The organism is Tsuneonella sp. CC-YZS046, assembly GCF_035581365.1.
Classification (GTDB): Bacteria; Pseudomonadota; Alphaproteobacteria; order Sphingomonadales; family Sphingomonadaceae; genus JAWKXU01.
Genome location: NZ_CP141590.1, coordinates 2,882,623 through 2,901,495, shown reverse-complemented (window position 1 = coordinate 2,901,495; position 18,873 = coordinate 2,882,623). Strand labels below are relative to the sequence as shown.

General features: G+C 66.5%; 19 protein-coding genes. 8 read left to right on the top strand and 11 right to left on the bottom strand.

The annotated features are described in order from the left end of the window. Positions 1–2 precede the first annotated feature (2 nt). The 8 genes from U8326_RS14290 (at position 3) to U8326_RS14255 (ending at position 9,209) form a co-directional block, all read left to right on the top strand. Positions 3–3,248, top strand: a complete 3,246-nt coding sequence (locus tag U8326_RS14290; RefSeq protein WP_324741021.1) for a CusA/CzcA family heavy metal efflux RND transporter — start codon at positions 3–5, stop codon at positions 3,246–3,248. A 96-nt stretch (positions 3,249–3,344) separates the two neighbouring features. Further along, a complete protein-coding gene (locus tag U8326_RS14285; protein WP_324741019.1) occupies positions 3,345–3,848 on the top strand; it encodes an SRPBCC family protein in 504 nt (167 codons plus the stop codon). Continuing rightward, positions 3,841–4,440, top strand: a complete 600-nt coding sequence (locus tag U8326_RS14280) for a cation transporter (protein ID WP_324741018.1) — start codon at positions 3,841–3,843, stop codon at positions 4,438–4,440. Before U8326_RS14285 ends, U8326_RS14280 begins: the two co-directional genes overlap by 8 nt. A gap of 101 nt (positions 4,441–4,541) precedes the next feature. Then, positions 4,542–4,832 (top strand): zf-TFIIB domain-containing protein, encoded by a 291-nt coding sequence (locus U8326_RS14275; protein ID WP_324741017.1) that lies wholly within the window; start codon positions 4,542–4,544, stop codon positions 4,830–4,832. A gap of 1 nt (position 4,833) precedes the next feature. Beyond that, positions 4,834–5,352 (top strand): hypothetical protein, encoded by a 519-nt coding sequence (locus tag U8326_RS14270; RefSeq protein ID WP_324741016.1) that lies wholly within the window; start codon positions 4,834–4,836, stop codon positions 5,350–5,352. A 64-nt stretch (positions 5,353–5,416) separates the two neighbouring features. Next, on the top strand, positions 5,417–7,957 hold the full coding sequence (locus U8326_RS14265) for a heavy metal translocating P-type ATPase (RefSeq protein ID WP_324741015.1): 2,541 nt from the start codon (positions 5,417–5,419) through the stop codon (positions 7,955–7,957). Further along, entirely contained in the window at positions 7,957–8,904 is a 948-nt protein-coding gene (locus U8326_RS14260) for a LysR family transcriptional regulator (protein WP_324743623.1), read from the top strand. The genes U8326_RS14265 and U8326_RS14260 overlap by 1 nt, the downstream gene beginning before the upstream one ends. Beyond that, positions 8,901–9,209, top strand: a complete 309-nt coding sequence (locus U8326_RS14255; protein WP_324741014.1) for a hypothetical protein — start codon at positions 8,901–8,903, stop codon at positions 9,207–9,209. The genes U8326_RS14260 and U8326_RS14255 overlap by 4 nt, the downstream gene beginning before the upstream one ends. A gap of 17 nt (positions 9,210–9,226) precedes the next feature. On the opposite strand, the gene U8326_RS14250 is transcribed toward U8326_RS14255, so the two are convergent. The 11 genes from U8326_RS14250 to trbB are packed head-to-tail and all read right to left on the bottom strand — an operon-like array spanning position 9,227 to position 18,817. Beyond that, on the bottom strand, positions 9,227–9,448 hold the full coding sequence (locus U8326_RS14250; RefSeq protein ID WP_324741011.1) for a DUF2274 domain-containing protein: 222 nt from the start codon (positions 9,446–9,448) through the stop codon (positions 9,227–9,229). Further along, positions 9,445–10,677, bottom strand: a complete 1,233-nt coding sequence (locus U8326_RS14245; RefSeq protein WP_324741009.1) for a TrbI/VirB10 family protein — start codon at positions 10,675–10,677, stop codon at positions 9,445–9,447. The genes U8326_RS14250 and U8326_RS14245 overlap by 4 nt, the downstream gene beginning before the upstream one ends. Further along, the gene (gene trbG, locus U8326_RS14240) at positions 10,674–11,690 is read right to left on the bottom strand and encodes a P-type conjugative transfer protein TrbG (protein ID WP_324741007.1); all 1,017 of its coding nucleotides are present in this window, start codon (positions 11,688–11,690) and stop codon (positions 10,674–10,676) included. The genes U8326_RS14245 and trbG overlap by 4 nt, the downstream gene beginning before the upstream one ends. Then, the gene (gene trbF, locus U8326_RS14235; RefSeq protein WP_324741005.1) at positions 11,687–12,370 is read right to left on the bottom strand and encodes a conjugal transfer protein TrbF; all 684 of its coding nucleotides are present in this window, start codon (positions 12,368–12,370) and stop codon (positions 11,687–11,689) included. The genes trbG and trbF overlap by 4 nt, the downstream gene beginning before the upstream one ends. A 6-nt stretch (positions 12,371–12,376) precedes the next feature. Continuing rightward, on the bottom strand, positions 12,377–13,762 hold the full coding sequence (gene trbL / locus U8326_RS14230; protein WP_324741004.1) for a P-type conjugative transfer protein TrbL: 1,386 nt from the start codon (positions 13,760–13,762) through the stop codon (positions 12,377–12,379). Then, positions 13,759–14,061 carry a putative entry exclusion protein TrbK-alt gene (gene trbK-alt / locus U8326_RS14225; protein WP_324741002.1) on the bottom strand — a complete coding sequence of 101 codons (303 nt, stop codon included), beginning with the start codon at positions 14,059–14,061 and terminating at the stop codon, positions 13,759–13,761. Before trbK-alt ends, trbL begins: the two co-directional genes overlap by 4 nt. Before the next feature lie 8 nt (positions 14,062–14,069). Beyond that, the gene (trbJ, locus tag U8326_RS14220) at positions 14,070–14,786 is read right to left on the bottom strand and encodes a P-type conjugative transfer protein TrbJ (protein WP_324741001.1); all 717 of its coding nucleotides are present in this window, start codon (positions 14,784–14,786) and stop codon (positions 14,070–14,072) included. Then, positions 14,783–17,224 carry a conjugal transfer protein TrbE gene (trbE, locus tag U8326_RS14215; RefSeq protein ID WP_324741000.1) on the bottom strand — a complete coding sequence of 814 codons (2,442 nt, stop codon included), beginning with the start codon at positions 17,222–17,224 and terminating at the stop codon, positions 14,783–14,785. Before trbE ends, trbJ begins: the two co-directional genes overlap by 4 nt. Then, positions 17,221–17,502, bottom strand: coding sequence for a VirB3 family type IV secretion system protein (locus tag U8326_RS14210; RefSeq protein ID WP_010127353.1), 282 nt, complete (start codon positions 17,500–17,502; stop codon positions 17,221–17,223). Before U8326_RS14210 ends, trbE begins: the two co-directional genes overlap by 4 nt. Continuing rightward, positions 17,499–17,834 carry a TrbC/VirB2 family protein gene (locus U8326_RS14205; RefSeq protein ID WP_062062644.1) on the bottom strand — a complete coding sequence of 112 codons (336 nt, stop codon included), beginning with the start codon at positions 17,832–17,834 and terminating at the stop codon, positions 17,499–17,501. The genes U8326_RS14210 and U8326_RS14205 overlap by 4 nt, the downstream gene beginning before the upstream one ends. After that, on the bottom strand, positions 17,831–18,817 hold the full coding sequence (gene trbB, locus U8326_RS14200) for a P-type conjugative transfer ATPase TrbB (protein ID WP_324740998.1): 987 nt from the start codon (positions 18,815–18,817) through the stop codon (positions 17,831–17,833). Before trbB ends, U8326_RS14205 begins: the two co-directional genes overlap by 4 nt. Positions 18,818–18,873 lie beyond the last annotated feature (56 nt).

The following is an 18,873-nucleotide window of genomic DNA, read 5'->3' as shown; positions in this document are numbered from 1 at the left end:
TCATGATAGACCGCATCGTCACATTCTCCGTCGAGCGTCGCTGGTTCATCCTGCTCATGACGGTCATCGCCATGGTGATCGGAGGCTGGGCAATCTCTCGCCTGCCCATCGACGCCGTTCCCGACATCACCAACAACCAGGTGCAGGTGAACATCACCGCGCCCGCGCTCTCGCCCGAACTGGTCGAGGCGCAGGTCTCTTTTCCCATCGAGACCGCGTTGGCGGGCGTTCCTGGGCTGGAATACACACGCTCGCTGAGCCGCAACGGCTTTGCCCAGGTCACGGCCGTCTTCTCGGAATCGACCGATATCTATTTTGCACGCCAGCAGGTCGCCGAGCGGCTGCGGGTCGCCGAGGAAAGCCTGCCCGATGGTGCGGTTCCCACAATGGGTCCGATCGCGACGGGACTTGGCGAAGTCTTTATGTGGACTGTCCATCTCGAACATCGCGACGAGGACACCCATAAGCCCGGCGAACCCGGCATCCAGCCGGACGGCAGCTACATCACGCCGGAAGGCGAACGGCTCGTTACCGAGGCCGATAAGGCAACCTATCTGCGCACTGCGCAGGACTGGATCGTCGCGCCGCTGCTCAAGAACACACCCGGTCTGGCCGGCGTCGACTCGATCGGCGGCTATGTGAAGCAGTTCCAGGTGATCCCCGATGTGCAGCGGCTGGCGGCGATCGGCATGGATTTGACGGCCCTCGCGCAGGCGCTCGAACAGAACAATGTCGGCGTCGGCGCCGGAGTGGTTGATCGCGGCGGCGAAGGGCTCGCCGTCCGCTCGGACGCGCGCATCCGTAATATCGGGGAACTGGCCAGCACCGTCATCGCCACGCGCGAGGGCGTGCCGATCCGGCTCGATCAGGTGGCGCAGGTCCGCCTCGGCCAAGCCATCCGCTACGGCTCGGCCTCCGAGAATGGCCAGGAGGTCGTTGTCGGCACTGCGATCATGCGGATCGGTGAGAACAGCCGCACCGTGGCCTCGGCTGTCGCGGAGCGGCTGACCGAGATCAACGCCTCGCTGCCGACCGACGTAGTGGTGCAGCCGGTCCTCGACCGCACCGCGCTGGTGAACTCCACGATCAAGACGGTTGCGAAGAACCTCACCGAAGGCGCGCTGCTCGTCATCGTGGTGCTGTTCCTGCTGCTCGGCAATTTCCGGGCGGCGCTGATCGCGGCGCTGGTAATCCCGATCACCATGCTGATGACCAGCTTCGGGATGCTGAGAGGCGGAGTCTCGGCAAACCTCATGAGCCTCGGGGCGCTCGACTTCGGCCTCATCGTCGATGGCGCGGTCATCATCGTCGAAAACGCGCTGCGGCGCATCGCCGAACGGCAGCATCATTACGGCCGCACCCTGGCACTCGAGGAGCGGCTGTCGGTGGTTGCCCAAGCCGCGCGCGAGATGATCCGTCCGACCGTATTCGGCCAGGCGATCATCATCCTCGTATATGTGCCGCTGCTCACGCTCACCGGCGTCGAGGGCAAGACGTTCACGCCCATGGCGCTGACCGTCATCATGGCGCTGGTTTCGGCGTTTGTCCTCTCCCTGACCTTCGTGCCGGCGATGCTGGCTATCTGGCTGTCGAAGCCGGTGGAGGAGAAGGAAGGACGGATCATGTCCTGGCTCAAGCGCAAGTATGAGCCGGGCCTCGACAAGGCGATGAAGCGGCCCTCGCTCACCATGGGCGTTGGTGTCGGCGCCTTTCTGGCGGCGATCCTGACCTTTTCGTTCCTGGGGCAGGAGTTCCTTCCCCAACTCGACGAGGGCGACCTGACCGCGCAGGTTCTGCGCGTTCCGGGAACGTCGGTCGATCAAAGCCAGGCGATGCAATCGCGGATCGAGCGGGAGATCGCCAGGCTGCCGGAAGTGCGCTTCGTTTTCTCGAAGACGGGCACGGCCGAACTCGCAGCAGATCCCATGCCGCCCAACATCTCCGACACCTTCATCATCATGAAGCCAAGGGACGAGTGGCCAAACAGCAGTCTGTCCAAAGCAGAACTGGTCGCGAAGGTTGAGCAGGTTCTGGAAGGATTGCCGGGTGGTGCATTCGAGATCACGCAACCAATCCAGATGCGGTTCAACGAGCTGATCGCCGGCGTGCGCGGCGATGTGGCGGTCAAGGTGTTCGGCGACGACTTCGACGCAATGAATGCCACCGCCAACCAGATCGCGGCGATCCTGCGTCAGACCGAAGGCGCGGTCGACGTTCGAGTAGAGCAGACGGAGGGATTGCCGATGCTCGACATCCGGCCGCGGCGCGACATCATGTCGCGGCTCGGCATCACCGCGCAGGCCGTGCAAGACACGATCTCGGCGGCGATCGGCGGGCGCGATGCCGGCATGATCTTCGAAGGCGACCGGCGGTTTGCCGTCACCATCCGCCTGTCGGATGCGGCCAGGGCCGATCTCCAGACTCTGGCGCAGGTTCCTGTTCCTCTGCCGAATGGCGGGTTCGTGCCGCTCCAGAGCGTTGCAGACATCGGTGTGACCGATGGCCCCAACCAGATCAGCCGCGAGAACGGCAAGCGGCGCGTCGTCGTCCAGGCCAATGTGCGCGGACGCGACGTTGCAGGCGTCGTCGCCGATGCCCAGGAAGTGATCGACAGGGACGTGCGCCTTGCTGCCGGCCAATATCTGGATTGGGGCGGGCAGTTCGAGAATCTCCAGTCAGCCAGCGAAAGGCTGATGCTGGTGGTTCCCGCCTGCTTCGCGCTGATCATGCTGCTGCTCTACGGCGCATTGGGAAGCGTTCGCGACGCCGCGATCGTGTTCACGGGCGTCCCGCTGGCGCTGGTCGGCGGCGTCCTCTCGCTGTTCCTGCGAGGTATGCCGTTCTCGATCTCGGCGGCGGTAGGCTTCATCGCGCTGTCCGGCATCGCGGTCCTCAACGGGCTCGTGATGGTGACGTCTATTCAGGGGCTGATGGAGAGAGGCATGGAGCGGGCAAAGGCCGCCCGTGAAGGCGCCATGATGCGATTGCGGCCGGTGGTGATGACGGCGCTGGTCGCGAGTCTCGGGTTTGTCCCCATGGCCATCGCCACGGGCGCGGGCGCAGAAGTGCAAAAGCCGCTCGCAACGGTGGTGATCGGCGGCCTGATCTCCGCGACACTGCTCACCCTGTTCGTGCTGCCGACGCTTTATGCCCGCTATGGCCGGCGAGAGACGGATGTGCCGCCGAAGGCGGATGCCGCAACGGGTTCAGAGGCGCCCATCTCCGGCCCAACGGACGCCCACACATGAATAAAGGCAATTCGCGCGCAGCCATGGGGCTGCGCGCGTTGCCGAGAAAACCAAGTTGAGGATGTCGCCGCGCTGAATTGAAAGGTCACACAAGCGATGAAGGAAGAAACCACCTTCACCTTGAACATTTCGCCGCTGAGAGTCTGGACCTGCCTTTCGGACTTGCATGCTTTCGCAATCTGGCATCCGAGCTATCGTTTCGAGGATAGCGCCGCGCTTCACAGGGGCATGGGGCTCTCGTTTGCGCTGTTCAAAGGCGAGTATCGGATCAACACCACAGCCACGATCACCCGACACGAAAAGCCACGGGTGATAGGCTGGTCGATCGCCGTCCGCGGCCTTGAGGTGCTGGATGAGCAATATGAATTGGAGGCGTCCGGGCTCGGCACGCAAATTCGCCACACGCTGGAGTTCAACGGATTTCTAGGCCGCCTGCTTGGAAGGTTGCTGCGTAGAGGGTTGCGCCAGACCTTACACCTACAAGACCGGGCGTTTGTGAAGTTCCTCAAGAAGGAAGCGCAGGGCGGCCTTTCCGGCATCAATCGGCATCGTCGCAGAGCACAAAGCGCACGCGCTGCCCGGAAGGCAACCCATGGCTGATACAGCTCAGCCTAGCCCTTCAAAGCGGCGGACGCTTTGGATCGTGCTGATCCTCAACGCCGGTATTTCCGCCGCCTTTTTCATGGTCGGCTTTACCGCCGATTCGAGTGCCCTGATCGCAAACGGCGTCGACAATCTTTCCGATGCCGGCGTTTATCTGCTGAGCCTCATCGCGTTGAGCCAGCGCAAGATCTGGAAAACCCGCGCCGCCATGGTGTCAGGCACGATGCTGCTTGTCTTTGCGGTCGGTATTCTTGTCGATGTCGGCCGCCGCTACATCTATGGCAGCGAGCCGGTGGGCTCGGCCATGATGCTGATGTCTGCCGTTGCCGCCGCCATCAACTATCTGTGCCTGAGGCTGCTTCAGAGGCTTGAACGGCCTGATGTTGCCCTGCGCGCGGCGACCACCTTCAGCTTCAACGATTTCATCTCCAATGGCGGCATCCTTGTCGCTGGAGCCCTCGTGCTCTGGCTGGGAACCAACTGGCCGGACCTCGTGGTCGGGCTCGCCACGGCGCTGATCGCCATCAAGGGTGGGGTCGAAATCCTCAAGGATGCCCGACGGGAAGCTCGCTTGGCGAGTGGATGCTGAACCATGAAAGGACCGGCCCTGCTCCATCCACGAAATCCGCAACTCGATGCGGCGATGTTCCGAGCCGCATATTCCAGGCTCCAGGAAGGAGGACTTTTCCCATGGTAGAACGTCCGTCGAAGCAAGGGCTCCCCTGTCCCATCTGCCAGGTCGATCTCGTCATGAGCGACAGGCAGGGCATCGAAATTGACTACTGCCCGCAATGCCGGGGCGTGTGGCTCGACCGGGGCGAACTCGACAAGATCATTGAACGCAGCGCAGCCAAAACGGCCTCCTATTCGCCGCGCGACGGAGACTTCGAGCGCGGACGGGAAGGCCACAGAGGCGGCTATGGTCACGGCGACCATAAGCGACGCCGCCGGAAGAGCTTTTTTGAAGAGCTTTTCGACTGACATGACATTGATCGACCCCCCACAAGGCAATGCCCCCTTTGCTTGCTTGTGCGAGAAGGGTCCGCGCCGTGAGCGTCTTTCCAAGGCGTTCACGGCGACAGATTGCAGCCGCCCGTATCTGTGCGAGACACCTTATTCGAGGCCGCACAATCGGGGATGCCCGACGCGCGTGTTCCTCTCGGGCATCTTTCTGCTGGCCGTCAGCTCGGGTTGCTCACCTGAGACTGAGGCTGAAAAGACCAGTCGCGCGTCGCGCTTGGTCGGAACGCACATCTTTACGTGCGAGGGCGGGAGGAAAGTAAGCGTTGAGTTTGTCGGGGACGGCCTGACGATCAATCTCGCTACCTTGCCGGATGGCAAAGCCGAGCGCCTGACCGCCCCGGCCGCCGGAGTCACGTATTTCGGCGACTACGCGAACCTCGCGATCTCGGATAACGCGATCGTGATCCTTCGCGCCGAGGCTCCATCGCAAATCTGCCGCCGGGACAGCTCGGAACGGGTCGGGCAACCGCCTCCCTAAAGGCCCGCCGTCGCCCTTCGTGGCGCAAGCGCTGCCATGTCCCGAATCCATCAGAGGAAATCCCATGTCGCAAAAGCTACAGCTCGATATACCGCTCATCCTTCCCGAAATCCCGGACGCCAACGACGCCTGTGTCGAGCGGCTGACAGCCAATCTTGCGGCGCGGCCAGGGATCGAAAAGGCGCATATCGTTCCGGCTGAAGGGGACAAGCCGGCCCTGCTCTGCATCCACTATGATCGCGAAACCCTTACCCTGGGCCGCATCCGCGACATCGCGCAAGCCGCAGGCGCTGCCATCGCCGAGCGATATGGCCATGTGCTGTGGCCGGTCAAAGGAATCCGCCACCAGAGAAAGGCGCGAACCGTCAGCGCGCGATTGCAAGCCCTGCCGGGCGTGCTCGAAGCCGATACCAATGCCGCTGGAATGGTGCGCGTGGAGTTCGATCGGGAACAGGTTTCGGAACGGGAAATCCTCCACGCGCTCGCAAAGCTGGGGGTCAGTCAGACGAGACGGACGCTGGTGTATTCTCCCGAAGATACGCATGCAGGACACGACCATGGCGCCGATGACGCGAAGGCCGCGCATACGAAAGGCGACGGTCACGACCATGATCATGGCGCCTTTCTTGGCCCCAACACTGAGCTGATCTTTGCGCTTACCTGCGGCGCTCTGCTCGGCATCGGCTTCGCCGTCGAGAAGCTCGTCGCGGCGGCGCCGGGCTGGCTCCCGACTGCGCTCTATATCGTCGCCTATTTCTTCGGCGGCTTCTTCACCCTGCGTGAGGCGATCGACAATCTCAGGCTGCGCAAATTCGAGATCGACACGCTCATGCTCGTCGCGGCGGCCGGCGCGGCGGCGCTCGGCGCTTTCGCCGAAGGCGCGCTGTTGTTGTTCCTGTTCAGCCTCGGCCACGCGCTGGAGCACTATGCCATGGGCCGCGCCAAGCGGGCGATCGAGGCGCTGGCCGAACTCGCGCCGCGCACTGCCACCGTCCGGCGGCCGGACGGCACCATGGAGGAAATCTCGGTCGATGACCTGAAGGTCGGCGATACCGTGATCGTGAAACCGGATGCGCGCGTGGCGGCCGACGGCTTTGTGATCAAGGGCACATCCAGCATCAACCAGGCGCCAGTGACCGGCGAGAGCATTCCCGTCGACAAGCAGCCTGTGATGGACGACGCGGCAGCGCGCGCCAATCCCGATCGGGTCGATGCGGCGAACCGGGTCTTTGCCGGCACGATCAACGGCAGCGGGCTCATCGAGATCGAGGTGACGCGCCTGTCGAGCGAAAGCACGCTTGCCAAGGTGGTCAAGATGGTAAGCGAAGCGGAGACGCAGAAGTCACCGACGCAGCGTTTCACCGACCGCTTCGAGCGGATTTTCGTGCCGCTCGTTCTCGTGCTGGCGGTCGTGCTGCTGTTCGCCTGGGTGGTGGTCGACGAACCGTTCCGCGACAGCTTCTACCGCGCCATGGCAGTGCTGGTCGCCGCCAGCCCCTGTGCGCTCGCCATCGCCACCCCGAGCGCGGTCCTCTCTGGCGTCGCGCGCGCTGCGCGGGGCGGCGTCCTCGTCAAGGGAGGTGCGCCGCTCGAACTGCTTGGCTCGCTCGATGCGATCGCTTTCGACAAGACTGGCACGCTCACCAAGGGAGAGCCGCGCATCCAGCAGATCATCCCAGCACCGGGAGTAGCGAAGGAAGAATTGCTGGCGATCGCGGTCGCCGTCGAAAGCCTGAGCGACCACCCTCTGGCGCAGGCTATTGCCCGAGACGGCCGGGACCATAGCGGCGAACACCCCATCCCGCAGGCCGAAAACCTGAAGAGCCTGACGGGTCGCGGCGTCTCGGCTCTTGTCGGTGAGGACGAGGTTCTCATCGGCAAGGCCGAGATGTTCGGCGCCGATGGTATTGCGCCGCTGTCCCCGGCGATGGCCGAGGCAATCGCGCAATTGCGCGAGGGCGGGCAGACCAGCATGGTCGTGCGGCGGGATGATCGCGACCTAGGTGCGATCGGCCTGCTCGACACGCCTCGGGAGACGGCCAAGGCAGCGCTCAAGCGGCTGCACGAGATCGGCATCAAACGCATGATCATGATCTCAGGCGACCATCAGAAGGCAGCCGAGGCGATTGCGCGGGAAGTAGGGCTCGACGAGGCATGGGGCGATCTCATGCCGGAGGACAAGGTCGAGGCGATCAAAAAGCTCCGCGCCGAAACCAAGGTCGCCATGGTCGGCGATGGCGTCAATGATGCACCGGCCATGGCGAGCGCGACGGTGGGGATCGCCATGGGCGCCGCAGGTTCCGACGTTGCCCTTGAGACGGCCGATGTTGCACTCATGGCCGACGATCTCTCGCATTTGCCTTTCGCGGTGGGACTCAGCCGAACCACCCGTTCCGTAATCCGGCAGAATGTGTTCGTCAGCCTCGGCATCGTCGCTTTCCTGGTGCCGGCAACGATCCTCGGACTTGGCATTGGGCCGGCAGTGGCGGTGCATGAAGGATCGACGTTGCTCGTCGTGTTTAATGCCCTGCGATTGTTGGCCTATCGGGATCGAACCCTGAGTGTCGAAGTGATCTCACTCCATTCAACGGCTGAACCGGCGTGATGATAGAGCTGCGCCAGCTTCGATACCTGATTGCTGCGGCACATGCGGGCAGCTTTAGCCGCGCGGCACGCAACCTGAACATTAAACAAGCCACTCTCAGCCGACATATTCTCACCGTTGAGAAAAGGCTTGGTATGGCGCTGTTCGATCGCAGGACACGAGGCGCCACGCTGACGCCGAACGGAAAAACTTACTTGCGCACCGCACAGCGAATAGTCGGAGAGTTCGAGGAACTAAACGCCTGGGTGCGAGCGACGCAGAGCGGCCACGCTGGCAAGCTAGGTATTGGCTTCTATACCTCGTTCTCAGCCGGCAATCTGCGGGCGACTCTAAGCGAGTTTCACGAGCGCTATCCTGACGTGCGTGTGCGCGGCTTTGAACGCGACCGCGACATGCTCCTAGCCGGGATCGAAAGTGGGCTCCTCGACATCGCTATAATGACCGGAGAAACGATCTATTCGGGAATGGCCAGGTGTCCATTTTGGAGCGAGCGCTTGTTAGTTGCGATGCCGGAAGGTCATCCGCTGGCTGTGTATGAGCGCATCCATTGGTCCGATCTTGAAGGTGAGCAGTTTCTACTGACCGAGCGAGATCCCGGCCCGGAAACGCGAAACATGCTCTTGGGGAAGCTCGGGTTGCCCGGCAACTCGTTGGCGATCGACATGGACGACATCGGGCGAGATACAGTGCTGAGCGCCATTGCGCTCGGCGGGCATATCTCGATCGTCGCGGAATCGGCGCTTGGTATCCAAGTGCCAGGAGTGATCTTCCGCGAGATCCACGACGCTAACGGCCATGCCCGCGTGGGATTCTCCGGCTACTGGCGTGAGGATAATGAGAACGCCGTCCTGCGCCGCTTCCTCGATTTCGTGGCGATCCGCTATTCGCTGCCATCCGTGCCTGGACCGCAGCCGCCGTTTCAGCAACCGGGAAAGGAGCCATCATGACGCAAGGAAAGACACTCATCATCGTGCTGGTCACGCTCATCATCGGGTTCGGGGCCGGTTTCGTCCTCCGTCCGGTGATCGTGCCCGTCGAGCGGACGGCGATCGTCACCGGCCCGCGTGCCGCCGCTCCGGCGTCGGCTGAGCCGCGCGGGAAGCAGTATTTCGCGGCGCATCTCGATGAAGCGCGGCAGGTCGTGGCGCAATGCGCGGAAGGAATGGCGCGCGGCGACGAGTGCGCCAACGCCGAGCAGGCCGTGATCGAGGCGGAAGGCCGGGAGCGTTTCAAGAAGTTCATGGGCAACTGACGGCGCGCGGCGCGCGCTCACCTCCCCTGCGCGCGGTGCCGGCGAAAGGCCCTGTCGGTTTCCATGAACCGGGTGAGCATCGGCGCGACCAGCTTGTCAGGCGGGACCGGCGATCCTCCGGTCTCGGCCGCGAGCGCGGCGGCATAGGCGACAAGATCGCGATGCACGACTGCGGGCAGCTCCACGCTGATCTTGACCGGGCGGTCGTCGGCCAGCGGCCCCAACTTCAATTTCGTCATCGTGTCGTTCCGATCGGTTCAAGCACCAGGTCGCGCGTGATGACCACGCGCAACGGATGCCCCGGCCGGACGGTGAGCGTCGGCTGCACGTTGAGCTGTCGCCGAACGATCTGCTGGCCGGTCTGGTTGATGGTGTCCTGGCTTCCCCGCCGCAGCGCGCGAGTGAGGTCGTCCTCGCTATCCGCGCTCAGTTCCACGCCGACGCCGAGCAGCGTCGAGACGGCCGCGGCCTTAAGCAGGTTTCCCCAATGCTGGTTCACGCGATCCTGCAGGCCGGCATATCCGGCCGCATCGGCGCCGGGCTGGCGCTCGAGAACGATCGAGCGGCCGTCCGGCAGGATAAGCCGATCCCAGGCGAGCAGCACGCGGGTCTGTCCGGCGGCGATCTCGCTGTCATATTCGCCGATCAGCCGGGCGCCTTGCGGAATGAGCAGGATGCGGCCCGTGGGGCTGTCATAGACGTTGGCCGTCACCTGGGCAGTTATCTGACCGGGAAGGTCCGAACGGATGCCGGTGATGAGCGCGGCCGGGATGATGCTGCCGGCCTGCACAATGTTGGGCGAGGCCGGCGCGGTCAGGCGCTCGACGCTCACCGTGCGCTGACTCGACGCCTGCGCCATGAAGGCCCGCTTGGCAGCCTGGTCGCCCTGCGCGGCCGAGCCATCTGATTGTCCTGGGGGCTGCGGAGCGACATCATCGGGCGCTGTCATTGCGAGGTTCGGCAGAGACGGCATCGCAGCGGCCCCGGCGCTGCTGCCACCCAAGAACACGCCGCTCATGCGGGCGGCGTCGCGTTCCTGCTGGGCGCGCTGGCGAGCGGCTTCCTCGGCCTGGGCGCGCGGATCGGGCTGGGCGCCGACCGGCGGGACCGGGACATTCTCGCCGCGCTGCTGGGCCGAGACGATCGGGCCGCCGAGGTCGCCGGGAAGTGGCGGGCCGAGTTTCGGCGCCTGACCATAATCCTTCGGCCCCGACGTGATCGTCTCGGACGTGGCGCGGCTGTCGGTGCTGTAGAGTTCCTTGGCCTCCTTCTCGCCGGGCGGCTTGAGCGCGTAGATCAGCGAACCGCCGATGCCGAGGCCGGCGGCGACGCCCATGACGGCCAGCGCCTTGCGCGAGAGCCGCATGACGCGGGGCGGGTCGCCGCGAAGCTGGAAGGCTTGCGGGTCGGAACGCGACGCTTGCGGTGTGGCCGCCTCGGGCGGGGAATTGCCGGCGGGATCGGTCACGGCCGCCCCCTGCGCCCATCGTCACGCACGATGCGGACGCGCTGCTCGCTGCGCCGGTCGCCCAGGCGCAGCTCGGCGGCGGCGAACATCCGGTCCACGACCATGTAGCGGCCCTGCACGCGGTAATTGACCAGCTCGGCATCGCCGGCCGCGCCGGTCACGAACAGGGGCGGCATCTCGCCCTGCGAGATCCCGGCCGGAAACTCGATGAACACCTGCGCGGAATCGTCAAAGGCGCGAACGGGTTTCCACGGCACGCGGTCGCCTTCGATGCGGTAGCGGAAATTGAGCGCGGACACGTTCACGCCGGTCGCCGCCGGCGCGGCGGCTGCGGCCGCCGCGTTGCGGCCTGCCAGCGCGATCAGCGCGTCCTGCGGATAGGCCCACGAGACCGACGCCATGTAGGTCGAAGCCGTGGCGCGCAGTTCGATGTGATAGGTGCGCCGGTCGGTGTTGATGACCAGATTCGTGCTGATGTCGGGCCGGGTCGGCTTCGCGAGGATATGCACGCGCGCCGTCGCCCCGCTGCCGCTCACCGTATCGCCGATGATCCAGCGCACGGTATCGCCGGCCGCGACCGGCCCCGGACCCACGAGCTGCTCGCCTTCCTGCAAGGCGATGTCCGTCACCTGGCCGGGCGCGGCATAGACCTGATAGAGCGCGCCCTGCGTCCAGGGATATTGCTGGATGGCGTTCACATAGCCGTCGCGGGTGGGCTGCACGCGGGCGGCGGCATTGGCCGCGCCGACACGGCGACGCGGATCGGTAGGCTCGGAAGTTGGCGCGCTGTCCGTCACCGGCTTCAATTGGCCGGGGAGCGGCAGCGGCTCAGGAATCGTCACCACCTCGACCGCGCGCGGCGGTTCCGGTGCGGGCGTCGCCGCGATCTCGCGCGGCGGATCGTCATAGGTAATGGCCGGCGGCTTCGCCGATGTGGTGGCGCAGCCGGCAAGCGCGGCGCCGGAGACGAGCAAGGCCGCCGAAGCGGCGCGACGGAAAGGCGTAGGCATCATTGCGACAGCTCCTTTGACCAGTTGAGGGCATTGACGAAGACGCCAAGCGGGTTCTTGCGCAGCGCGTCGGGCGTGCGCGGCGGTTGCACGACGATGGTGAGAATGGCCGACCAGCGTTCGGTGGCGGCGAGGCTCCCGTCCTGATAGCGGCGCTCCGTCCAGGCCACGCGAAAGCTGTCGGGCGACGCGCGGATCACGCTCGACACGTCCACCGCCACCTGCACCCGCCCGACATTGGCGAACGGATCATTGGCGCGGGCGTAGTCGTTGAGCGCCAACGCCCCCTTGTCGGTCGTGAAATCATAGGCGCGCAGCCAGTTCTGGCGAACGATCACCGGATCGGCCGGGATCGCGCGGACCTGCTCGATGAAGCGGGCGAGGTGGAACGCGATCTGCGGATCGGTGGGACGGTAGCCGGCTTCGGCGGGAGCGACGGCCTGGGCCTCGCCCAGCCGATCGACCTGCACCACCCAGGGCACGATATGCCCGCGCGCCGATTGCCACACGATACCGGCGGCAAGACCGCCGGAGAGCGCCAGCGCGCCAAAGAAGGCGAGGCGCCAGTTCCTTGCCTGAACACGCGCGGCGCCAATGCGGTCGTCCCATAGCTGGGCTGCACGCTGATAAGGTGTCGTGGGTTCGGGCGTCTGGCCGTAGCGGATAGTGGGGCGTCGGAACATGGAGGATCAGTCCTTCTCTTTGATGTCGGGACCGCCGCCGCCGCCGTGGCTGTCGCCGGCCTTCATGGTGTGGGCGAGCACGGTCGCGCCGTGGCTGACGGACTGGCGGCGTTTCATCGCGGCGGCCCATGCGGGTTGGGCCGACGTGCCGGCCGGTGCGGAACCGCCAGCGGTTGCGGCCGCCGGGGCGGCGGATGCGGGTCCGCCGGTGATCGTGCCGCCGGTGGCGGTGAACCCGGCGCGAGCGCCCGAGCGGAAATTGGCCTTCATCGCCGCGCCGCCCTTGGCGGCCGCCTTGCGCAAGGGCGAGAGGGCAGCGTTCGCCGCGCTTCCCGCCGCCGCCTGGCCGATCGCGGCCATGCCGCCCGCGACAGCGCCCGCGCCGCTCTTGCCAAACGAACCGAGGCTGTAGGCGCTGGTCGCGCCGCCTGCCATCTGAGCGCCGCCACGCGCAGCGGCGCCGGTCATCCGACCGGCTGCGCCGAGGGCGGACCCGGCCGCCCCGACGCCAAGCCGTGCCGCGGCCGCGCCGCCGACCAGCGCGCCGCCTGCGGCCAGCGCGGTCCCGGCCGCCGCACCCGCGCCGAGCTGCGGGCCGCCCGAGACGATGCCGTTGGCGATGCCGGGACCGAAGATCGATAGGCCCAGGAGCGACAGCGCGGCGAGCGCGATGGCCATGACCTGATTGATGTCGGGCGCAGGGCCGAGGGCTGCGCCGGTGAACTGGCTGAACAGCGTGGTGCCGATGCCGGTGATGACCGCCAGCACCAGCACCTTGATGCCGGTCGAGACGACATGGCCCAGCACACGCTCGGCCATGAAGGCAGTCTTGTTGAAGAACGCGAACGGCAGCAGGACGAAGCCGGCGAGCGTCACCAGCTTGAACTCGATCAGCGTGATGAAGACCTGCACGGCGATGATGAAGAAGGCGAGCACCACGATCACCCAGGCGAGCAGCAGCACGAGGATCAGCGCGAGGTTCGAGAACACGGCCCAAAGGCTGGAGAACTGCCCCGCCGCATCGAGCAGCGGTTTGGCGGCTTCGAGCCCCTTCGCCGCGATCGTGCCGGGCTTCATGAACTCGTCGATCGTCATGGCGCCGCCGCTGGCCTGGAGGCCGAGCCCGGCGAAGCTCTCGAACACGATGGTCGCGAGCAGCGAGAAATTGCCGATGATGAAGGCGAAGGTGCCGATGTAGAGCGTCTTCTTGACGAGGCGTTGCAACACGTCCTCATCCGCGCCCCAGGCCCAGAACAGACCGGCGAGCGTCACGTCGATGGCGATCAGCGTGGTCGAGAGGAACGCGACCTCGCCGCCGAGCAGCCCGAATCCGCTGTCGATGTAGCCGGTGAAGACACCCAGGAAATTGTCGATAACGCCGGTGTCGTTCATGGCCGGACGCCTTCGTCCGGCGCCATGTCGCCGCCCCGCTCCGTCGCGGGCGCGGACTCGTCCTGGCGGAAGAAGCGACGACGATTGGCGGCCCAGGCCGCTTCGCAGGCGCTGTCCGGCATGGTCAGCGAGGCGCAGCGGTCCAGCTCGCGGGCGAGCCTGGCCTGGCCTTCATCCGCCGGCAGGATGAGCGGCGGCGCGGGCACAGGGTCATCGGGCTGGACGGCGGCGACGATCGCTACCGTCATCATCAGCCCGGCCAGCGCCGCCACCCCTGCGATCTTCGCCGTGCGCGACATCGGGCGTCTCAGTTGCCCATGAAGCGGCGGAACCGCTCGCGGCCCTCGGCTTCTTCGGCCGCCTGGCGGGCGGATTGCAGCGCCTGCGCCCGGCCCTGCGCCGCAACGGCGGCGGTGAGGTCCGCGAGCTGCTGCGATTGCAGGGCGAGAAGCTGGTTGCCCGCCTGTGCCGCCTGGAGCGCGCCCGTTGCGGACTGGCTGGCCGAGACCAGGCTGTCCATCGTCGTGCGCGTGCCTTCGATGTTGCCGACGACGCCGGCCTGCACCTGCAGGGCGTCTTGGAACGCGCCGACGCTATCCTCCCAGCGGGCATTGGCGTTGGCGACCATCTGCGCGTGATCGCCGGTCAGCGCCGCGCCCTTGTAGCGGCCGTTGAACGCCTGCTGGATGTCCTGCACGTCGTAGGCGATGCGCTGGGCCTCGGAGAGAAGCTGCTGGGTGCGCTGCACCTGTTGCTGGAGCTGCTGAAGCGAGGAGAACGGCAGCGAGGTGAGGTTGCGGGCCTCGTTGATGAGGCTCGTGGCTCCTTGCTGGATTTGCTGGATCTGATTGTTGATCTGCTGGAGCGACCGCGCGGCCGTCAGCACGTTCTGCGCGTAATTGGTCGGGTCATAGACGATGCCGCCGAACTGCGCGTAGGCTGGCATGGGCGCGATCATCGGCACGACGGCCGCGCTGGCGAGGACGCCGGCCAGGATGGCGCGGCGCAGGGGGAATCCCGTCATAGAGGTAACTCCTGCTGGCTGGGGGGAAGAAGCTCGACGGCCCAGGCGCAGCCGCGATGGCGCAGCCATTCGGCTGCGAACGCGGGTGCCCCGTGGGTTTCGATGATGTCGGCGATGGCGAGCTGGTCGGTCTTCGACGACGCGGCGGTAAAGGTCAGCGCGACCTCACCCAGCCCCAGCTCGAACAGGCGATTGCCGCGCCTGCTTTGACAGTAATAATCCCGCTTGGGCGTTGCCCGGCTGAGGATTTCGATCTGCCGGGCGTTCAAGCCGAACCGCTCGTAGATCGCCGCGATCTGCGGCTCGGCCGCGCGCTCGTTCGGTAGGAAGATGCGCGTCGGGCAGGACTCGATGATGGCCGGCGCGATGCTCGACGTCTCGATGTCGGCGAGGCTCTGCGTCGCGAAGACGACGCTGGCATTGCGCTTGCGCAAGGTCTTCAGCCACTCGCGGAGCTGCGCGGCGAAGTCCGGGCTGTCGAGGACCAGCCAGCCCTCGTCGATGATGATGAGCGTCGGCGAGCCGTCCAGCCGCCCTTCGATCCGGTGGAACAGATAGGAGAGCACCGCGGCGGCCGAGCCGGCGCCGACCAGCCCCTCGGTCTCGAAGGCTTGCATGTCGGCTTCGCCCAGCCGCTCGGCCTCGGCGTCGAGCAGCCGGCCCCACGGCCCGCCGATGCAATAGGGCGCGAGCGCCTGCTTGAGCTGCTGGCTCTGCAACAGGACCGCGAGCCCTGTCAGCGTGCGTTCGGCGGGCGGTGCGCTGGCGAGCGATCCGAGCGCCGACCAGATATGCTCCTTGGCCTGGGGATCGACCGCAACGCCTTCGCTGGCAAGGATCGCCGCCAGCCATTCGGCCGCCCAGGCGCGTTCGGCCGGATCGTCGATATGGGCGAGCGGCTGCAACTGGACGCCACCGTCGCTGTCATCAGACAGCCCGCCGCCGAGATCCTGCCAGTCCCCGCCACAGGCGATGGCGGCGGCGCGGATCGAGCCGCCGAAGTCGAACGCAAAGACCTGGGCGTTCTCGTAGCGGCGGAATTGCATCGCCATCAGTGCGAGCAGCACCGACTTTCCGGCGCCGGTCGGGCCGACGATCAGCGTGTGCCCGACATCGCTGCCATCGGGGTGAAGGGAAAACCGGAACGGGGTCGAGCCTTCGGTCCTGCCGTAGAGCAAGGGGGGTTGTCCGAAGTGCTCGTCCCGTTCCGGCCCCGCCCATACTGCTGATAGGGGGATCAGGTGGGCGAGATTGATGGTGGAGATCGGCGGTTGCCGGACGTTGGCGTAAGTGTGGCCGGGGAGCGAGCCGAGCCACGCTTCCACGGCGTTCATCCCCTCGGGAATGACGGTGAAGTCGCGGCCCTGGATGACCTTCTCGACCAGCCGCAGCTTCTCTGCGGCAACGGCGGGATCGCGGTCCCACACCGTCACCGTGGCGGTGACGTAGGCCATGCCGGCATAATCGGCGCCCAGCTCCTGCAAGGCGGTGTCTGCGTCGGCGGCCTTGTTGGAGGCGTCGCTGTCGAGCAGCGTGGACGCCTCGTTGGTCATCACTTCCTTGAGGATCGCGGCAACCGACTTGCGCTTGGCGAACCATTGCCGTCTGATCCGCGTGAGCAGCTTGGTCGCGTCGGTCTTGTCGAGCATGATCGCGCGGGTCGCCCAGCGATACTCGAAGGCGAGCCGGTTCAGCTCGTCGAGCAGGCCAGGGAACGTGACGCTCGGGAATCCCGTGATCGTCAGCGTGCGGAGATGATGGTCGCCCAGGCGCGGTTCGAGCCCGCCGGTCAGCGGCTCGTCGGCGAGCAGCGCGTCGAGGTGCATCGGCGTCTCGGGGACGCGCACGCGCTGGCGGCGGGTCGAGATCGTGCTGTGCAGGTAGGTCAGCGTCTCGCCGTCATCGAGCCAGCGGACCTCGGGCACGAAGCCTTCGACAAGATTGAGAACGCGGTCGCTGCGATCGGTGAAACCCTTGAGCAACTCCCACGGATCGACGCCGGTGGTGGACCGGCCTTCGTAGAGCCAGCCTTCGGCGCGCGCGGCTTCCTCGGCCGGCGGCATCCAGAGCAGCGTCAGATAATAGGCGCTCTCGAAATGCGCGCCTTCCTCGCGGAACTGTTCGCGCCGCTCCATATCGACCAGCGCCGAGACGGGATCGGGAAAATCGGACTCGGGATAGTCGAGCGCGGGCGTGCGCTGCGCCTCGACAAAGATCGCCCAGCCCGATCCCAGCCGGCGGAGCGCGTTGTTGAGCCGCGCCGTGGTGGCGACCAGCTCGGCCGGCGTGGCGCTGTCGAGATCGGGGCCACGGAACCGCGCGGTCCTCTGAAAGCTGCCGTCCTTGTTGAGAACGACGCCTTCGCCGACCAGCGCGGCCCAAGGCAGGAAGTCGGCCAGGTGGGCGGCGCGATTCCGGTATTCGCGCAGGCTCATCATGGCCGCATCCACGCCGGATAGCGGAGGTGCCGGCGAGCCACGTCCACGAACTGCGGATCGCGGCGCGCGGCCCATACCGAGAGCGCGTGGCCGATGGCCCAGATGGCGAGGCCGGCGATCCAGAGGCGCAGGCCGAGGCCGATCGCGCCTGCCAGCGTGCCGTTGACGATGGCGAGCGCGCGCGGGGCGCCGCCGAGCAGGATCGGCTCGGTCAGCGCCCGATGGACCGGAGCATAGAAGCCGGCGATCGGCTCGACGGGATCGGCCGCGCCCGTCATGCGATCAGCGCCCCGCCGCCGAACGAGAAGAACGACAGGAAGAAGCTCGACGCGGCGAAGGCGATCGACAGGCCGAACACGATCTGGATGAGGCGGCGAAAGCCTCCCGACGTGTCGCCGAAGGCGAGCGTGAGGCCGGTGATAATGATGATGATGACGGCGATGATTTTCGCCACCGGCCCCTCGATGCTTTCGAGGATGCTTTGCAGCGGGGCTTCCCACGGCATAGACGAGCCGCCAGCGTGGGCCGGAACGGCGAAGGTCAGCGCGATCACGCTGGCGGTGGCGGTGAGCATGGCGCGACGCGCGCCATGCCGAAGGGCATGGATCATGGCAGGTCTCCGGGGTGGGGGGTGGTGAGCGGTGCGAGGCGGTAGTCGCCGGTCGCGGGGTCGAGCCCGGCGACGCGGGCCAGCTCGGTCAGCCGGCGCCCGTGCCCGTCGCGGACCAGCACGGCGATCAGGTCGATGGTCTCGGCCAGCAGCGCGCGCGGGACCGTGACGACGGCCTCCTGGATGAGCTGCTCCATGCGGCGCAGCGCGCCGAGCGCGGTCCCGGCGTGAATGGTGCCGATGCCGCCGGGGTGGCCGGTGCCCCAGGCTTTGAGAAGGTCGAGCGCCTCGGCGCCGCGCACCTCGCCGATGGGAATGCGGTCGGGGCGGAGCCGCAGCGAGGATCGGACGAGATCGGACAGCGAGACGACGCCATCCTTGGTCCGCATGGCGACGAGGTTGGGCGCGGCGCATTGCAGCTCGCGCGTGTCTTCGATCAGGACGATGCGGTCGGTGGTCTTCGCCACCTCGGCGAGCAGCGCGTTGACCAGCGTGGTCTTGCCGCTGCCGGTCCCGCCCGCGACGAGGATGTTGGCGCGTGTCTGCACGCCATCGCGCAGCGCCGCCGCCTCGGCCGCCGACATGATCCCGGCGGCCGCATAGTCGTCGAGCGTGAACACCGCGACGGCGGGCTTGCGGATCGCGAAGGCCGGCGCGGCGACGACGGGCGGCAGCAACCCCTCGAACCGCTCGCCGCCTTCCGGCAGCTCGGCCGAGACGCGCGGGGACCGGGCATGGACCTCGACGCCGACATGGTGCGCGACCAGGCGGACGATGCGCTCGCCATCGACGGCGCTCAGCGTCATGCCGGTGTCGCTGATGCCTTCGCCAAGCCGATCGACCCACAGCCGCCCGTCCGGGTTCAGCATCACCTCGATGACAGCGGCATCGTCGAGCCAGGCGGCGATCGACGGGCCGAGCGCCGTGCGCAGCATCCGCGCGCCGCGTGTCTTCGCCTCGGAACGGATGGGATGGACGGTCAAGAAAAAGCCCCTGATGAGGGCCGGGCGAACCGCCGCCCGGCGTCAGGGACACATCA

What these genes read in the sequence shown, in the direction of transcription:
- U8326_RS14270 (WP_324741016.1), top strand. Translation starts at nt 4,834, where the DNA reads ATGACATTGATCGACCCCCCACAAGGCAATGCCCCCTTTGCTTGCTTG.
- trbG (WP_324741007.1), bottom strand. Translation starts at nt 11,690, where the DNA reads ATGATGCCTACGCCTTTCCGTCGCGCCGCTTCGGCGGCCTTGCTCGTC.
- U8326_RS14275 (WP_324741017.1), top strand. Translation starts at nt 4,542, where the DNA reads ATGGTAGAACGTCCGTCGAAGCAAGGGCTCCCCTGTCCCATCTGCCAG.
- U8326_RS14205 (WP_062062644.1), bottom strand. Translation starts at nt 17,834, where the DNA reads ATGATCCATGCCCTTCGGCATGGCGCGCGTCGCGCCATGCTCACCGCC.
- U8326_RS14260 (WP_324743623.1), top strand. Translation starts at nt 7,957, where the DNA reads ATGATAGAGCTGCGCCAGCTTCGATACCTGATTGCTGCGGCACATGCG.
- U8326_RS14210 (WP_010127353.1), bottom strand. Translation starts at nt 17,502, where the DNA reads ATGACGGGCGCGGCCGATCCCGTCGAGCCGATCGCCGGCTTCTATGCT.
- U8326_RS14285 (WP_324741019.1), top strand. Translation starts at nt 3,345, where the DNA reads ATGAAGGAAGAAACCACCTTCACCTTGAACATTTCGCCGCTGAGAGTC.
- U8326_RS14255 (WP_324741014.1), top strand. Translation starts at nt 8,901, where the DNA reads ATGACGCAAGGAAAGACACTCATCATCGTGCTGGTCACGCTCATCATC.
- trbE (WP_324741000.1), bottom strand. Translation starts at nt 17,224, where the DNA reads ATGATGAGCCTGCGCGAATACCGGAATCGCGCCGCCCACCTGGCCGAC.
- U8326_RS14280 (WP_324741018.1), top strand. Translation starts at nt 3,841, where the DNA reads ATGGCTGATACAGCTCAGCCTAGCCCTTCAAAGCGGCGGACGCTTTGG.
- U8326_RS14290 (WP_324741021.1), top strand. Translation starts at nt 3, where the DNA reads ATGATAGACCGCATCGTCACATTCTCCGTCGAGCGTCGCTGGTTCATC.
- U8326_RS14265 (WP_324741015.1), top strand. Translation starts at nt 5,417, where the DNA reads ATGTCGCAAAAGCTACAGCTCGATATACCGCTCATCCTTCCCGAAATC.
- trbL (WP_324741004.1), bottom strand. Translation starts at nt 13,762, where the DNA reads ATGAACGACACCGGCGTTATCGACAATTTCCTGGGTGTCTTCACCGGC.
- U8326_RS14250 (WP_324741011.1), bottom strand. Translation starts at nt 9,448, where the DNA reads ATGACGAAATTGAAGTTGGGGCCGCTGGCCGACGACCGCCCGGTCAAG.
- trbJ (WP_324741001.1), bottom strand. Translation starts at nt 14,786, where the DNA reads ATGACGGGATTCCCCCTGCGCCGCGCCATCCTGGCCGGCGTCCTCGCC.
- trbK-alt (WP_324741002.1), bottom strand. Translation starts at nt 14,061, where the DNA reads ATGTCGCGCACGGCGAAGATCGCAGGGGTGGCGGCGCTGGCCGGGCTG.
- trbF (WP_324741005.1), bottom strand. Translation starts at nt 12,370, where the DNA reads ATGTTCCGACGCCCCACTATCCGCTACGGCCAGACGCCCGAACCCACG.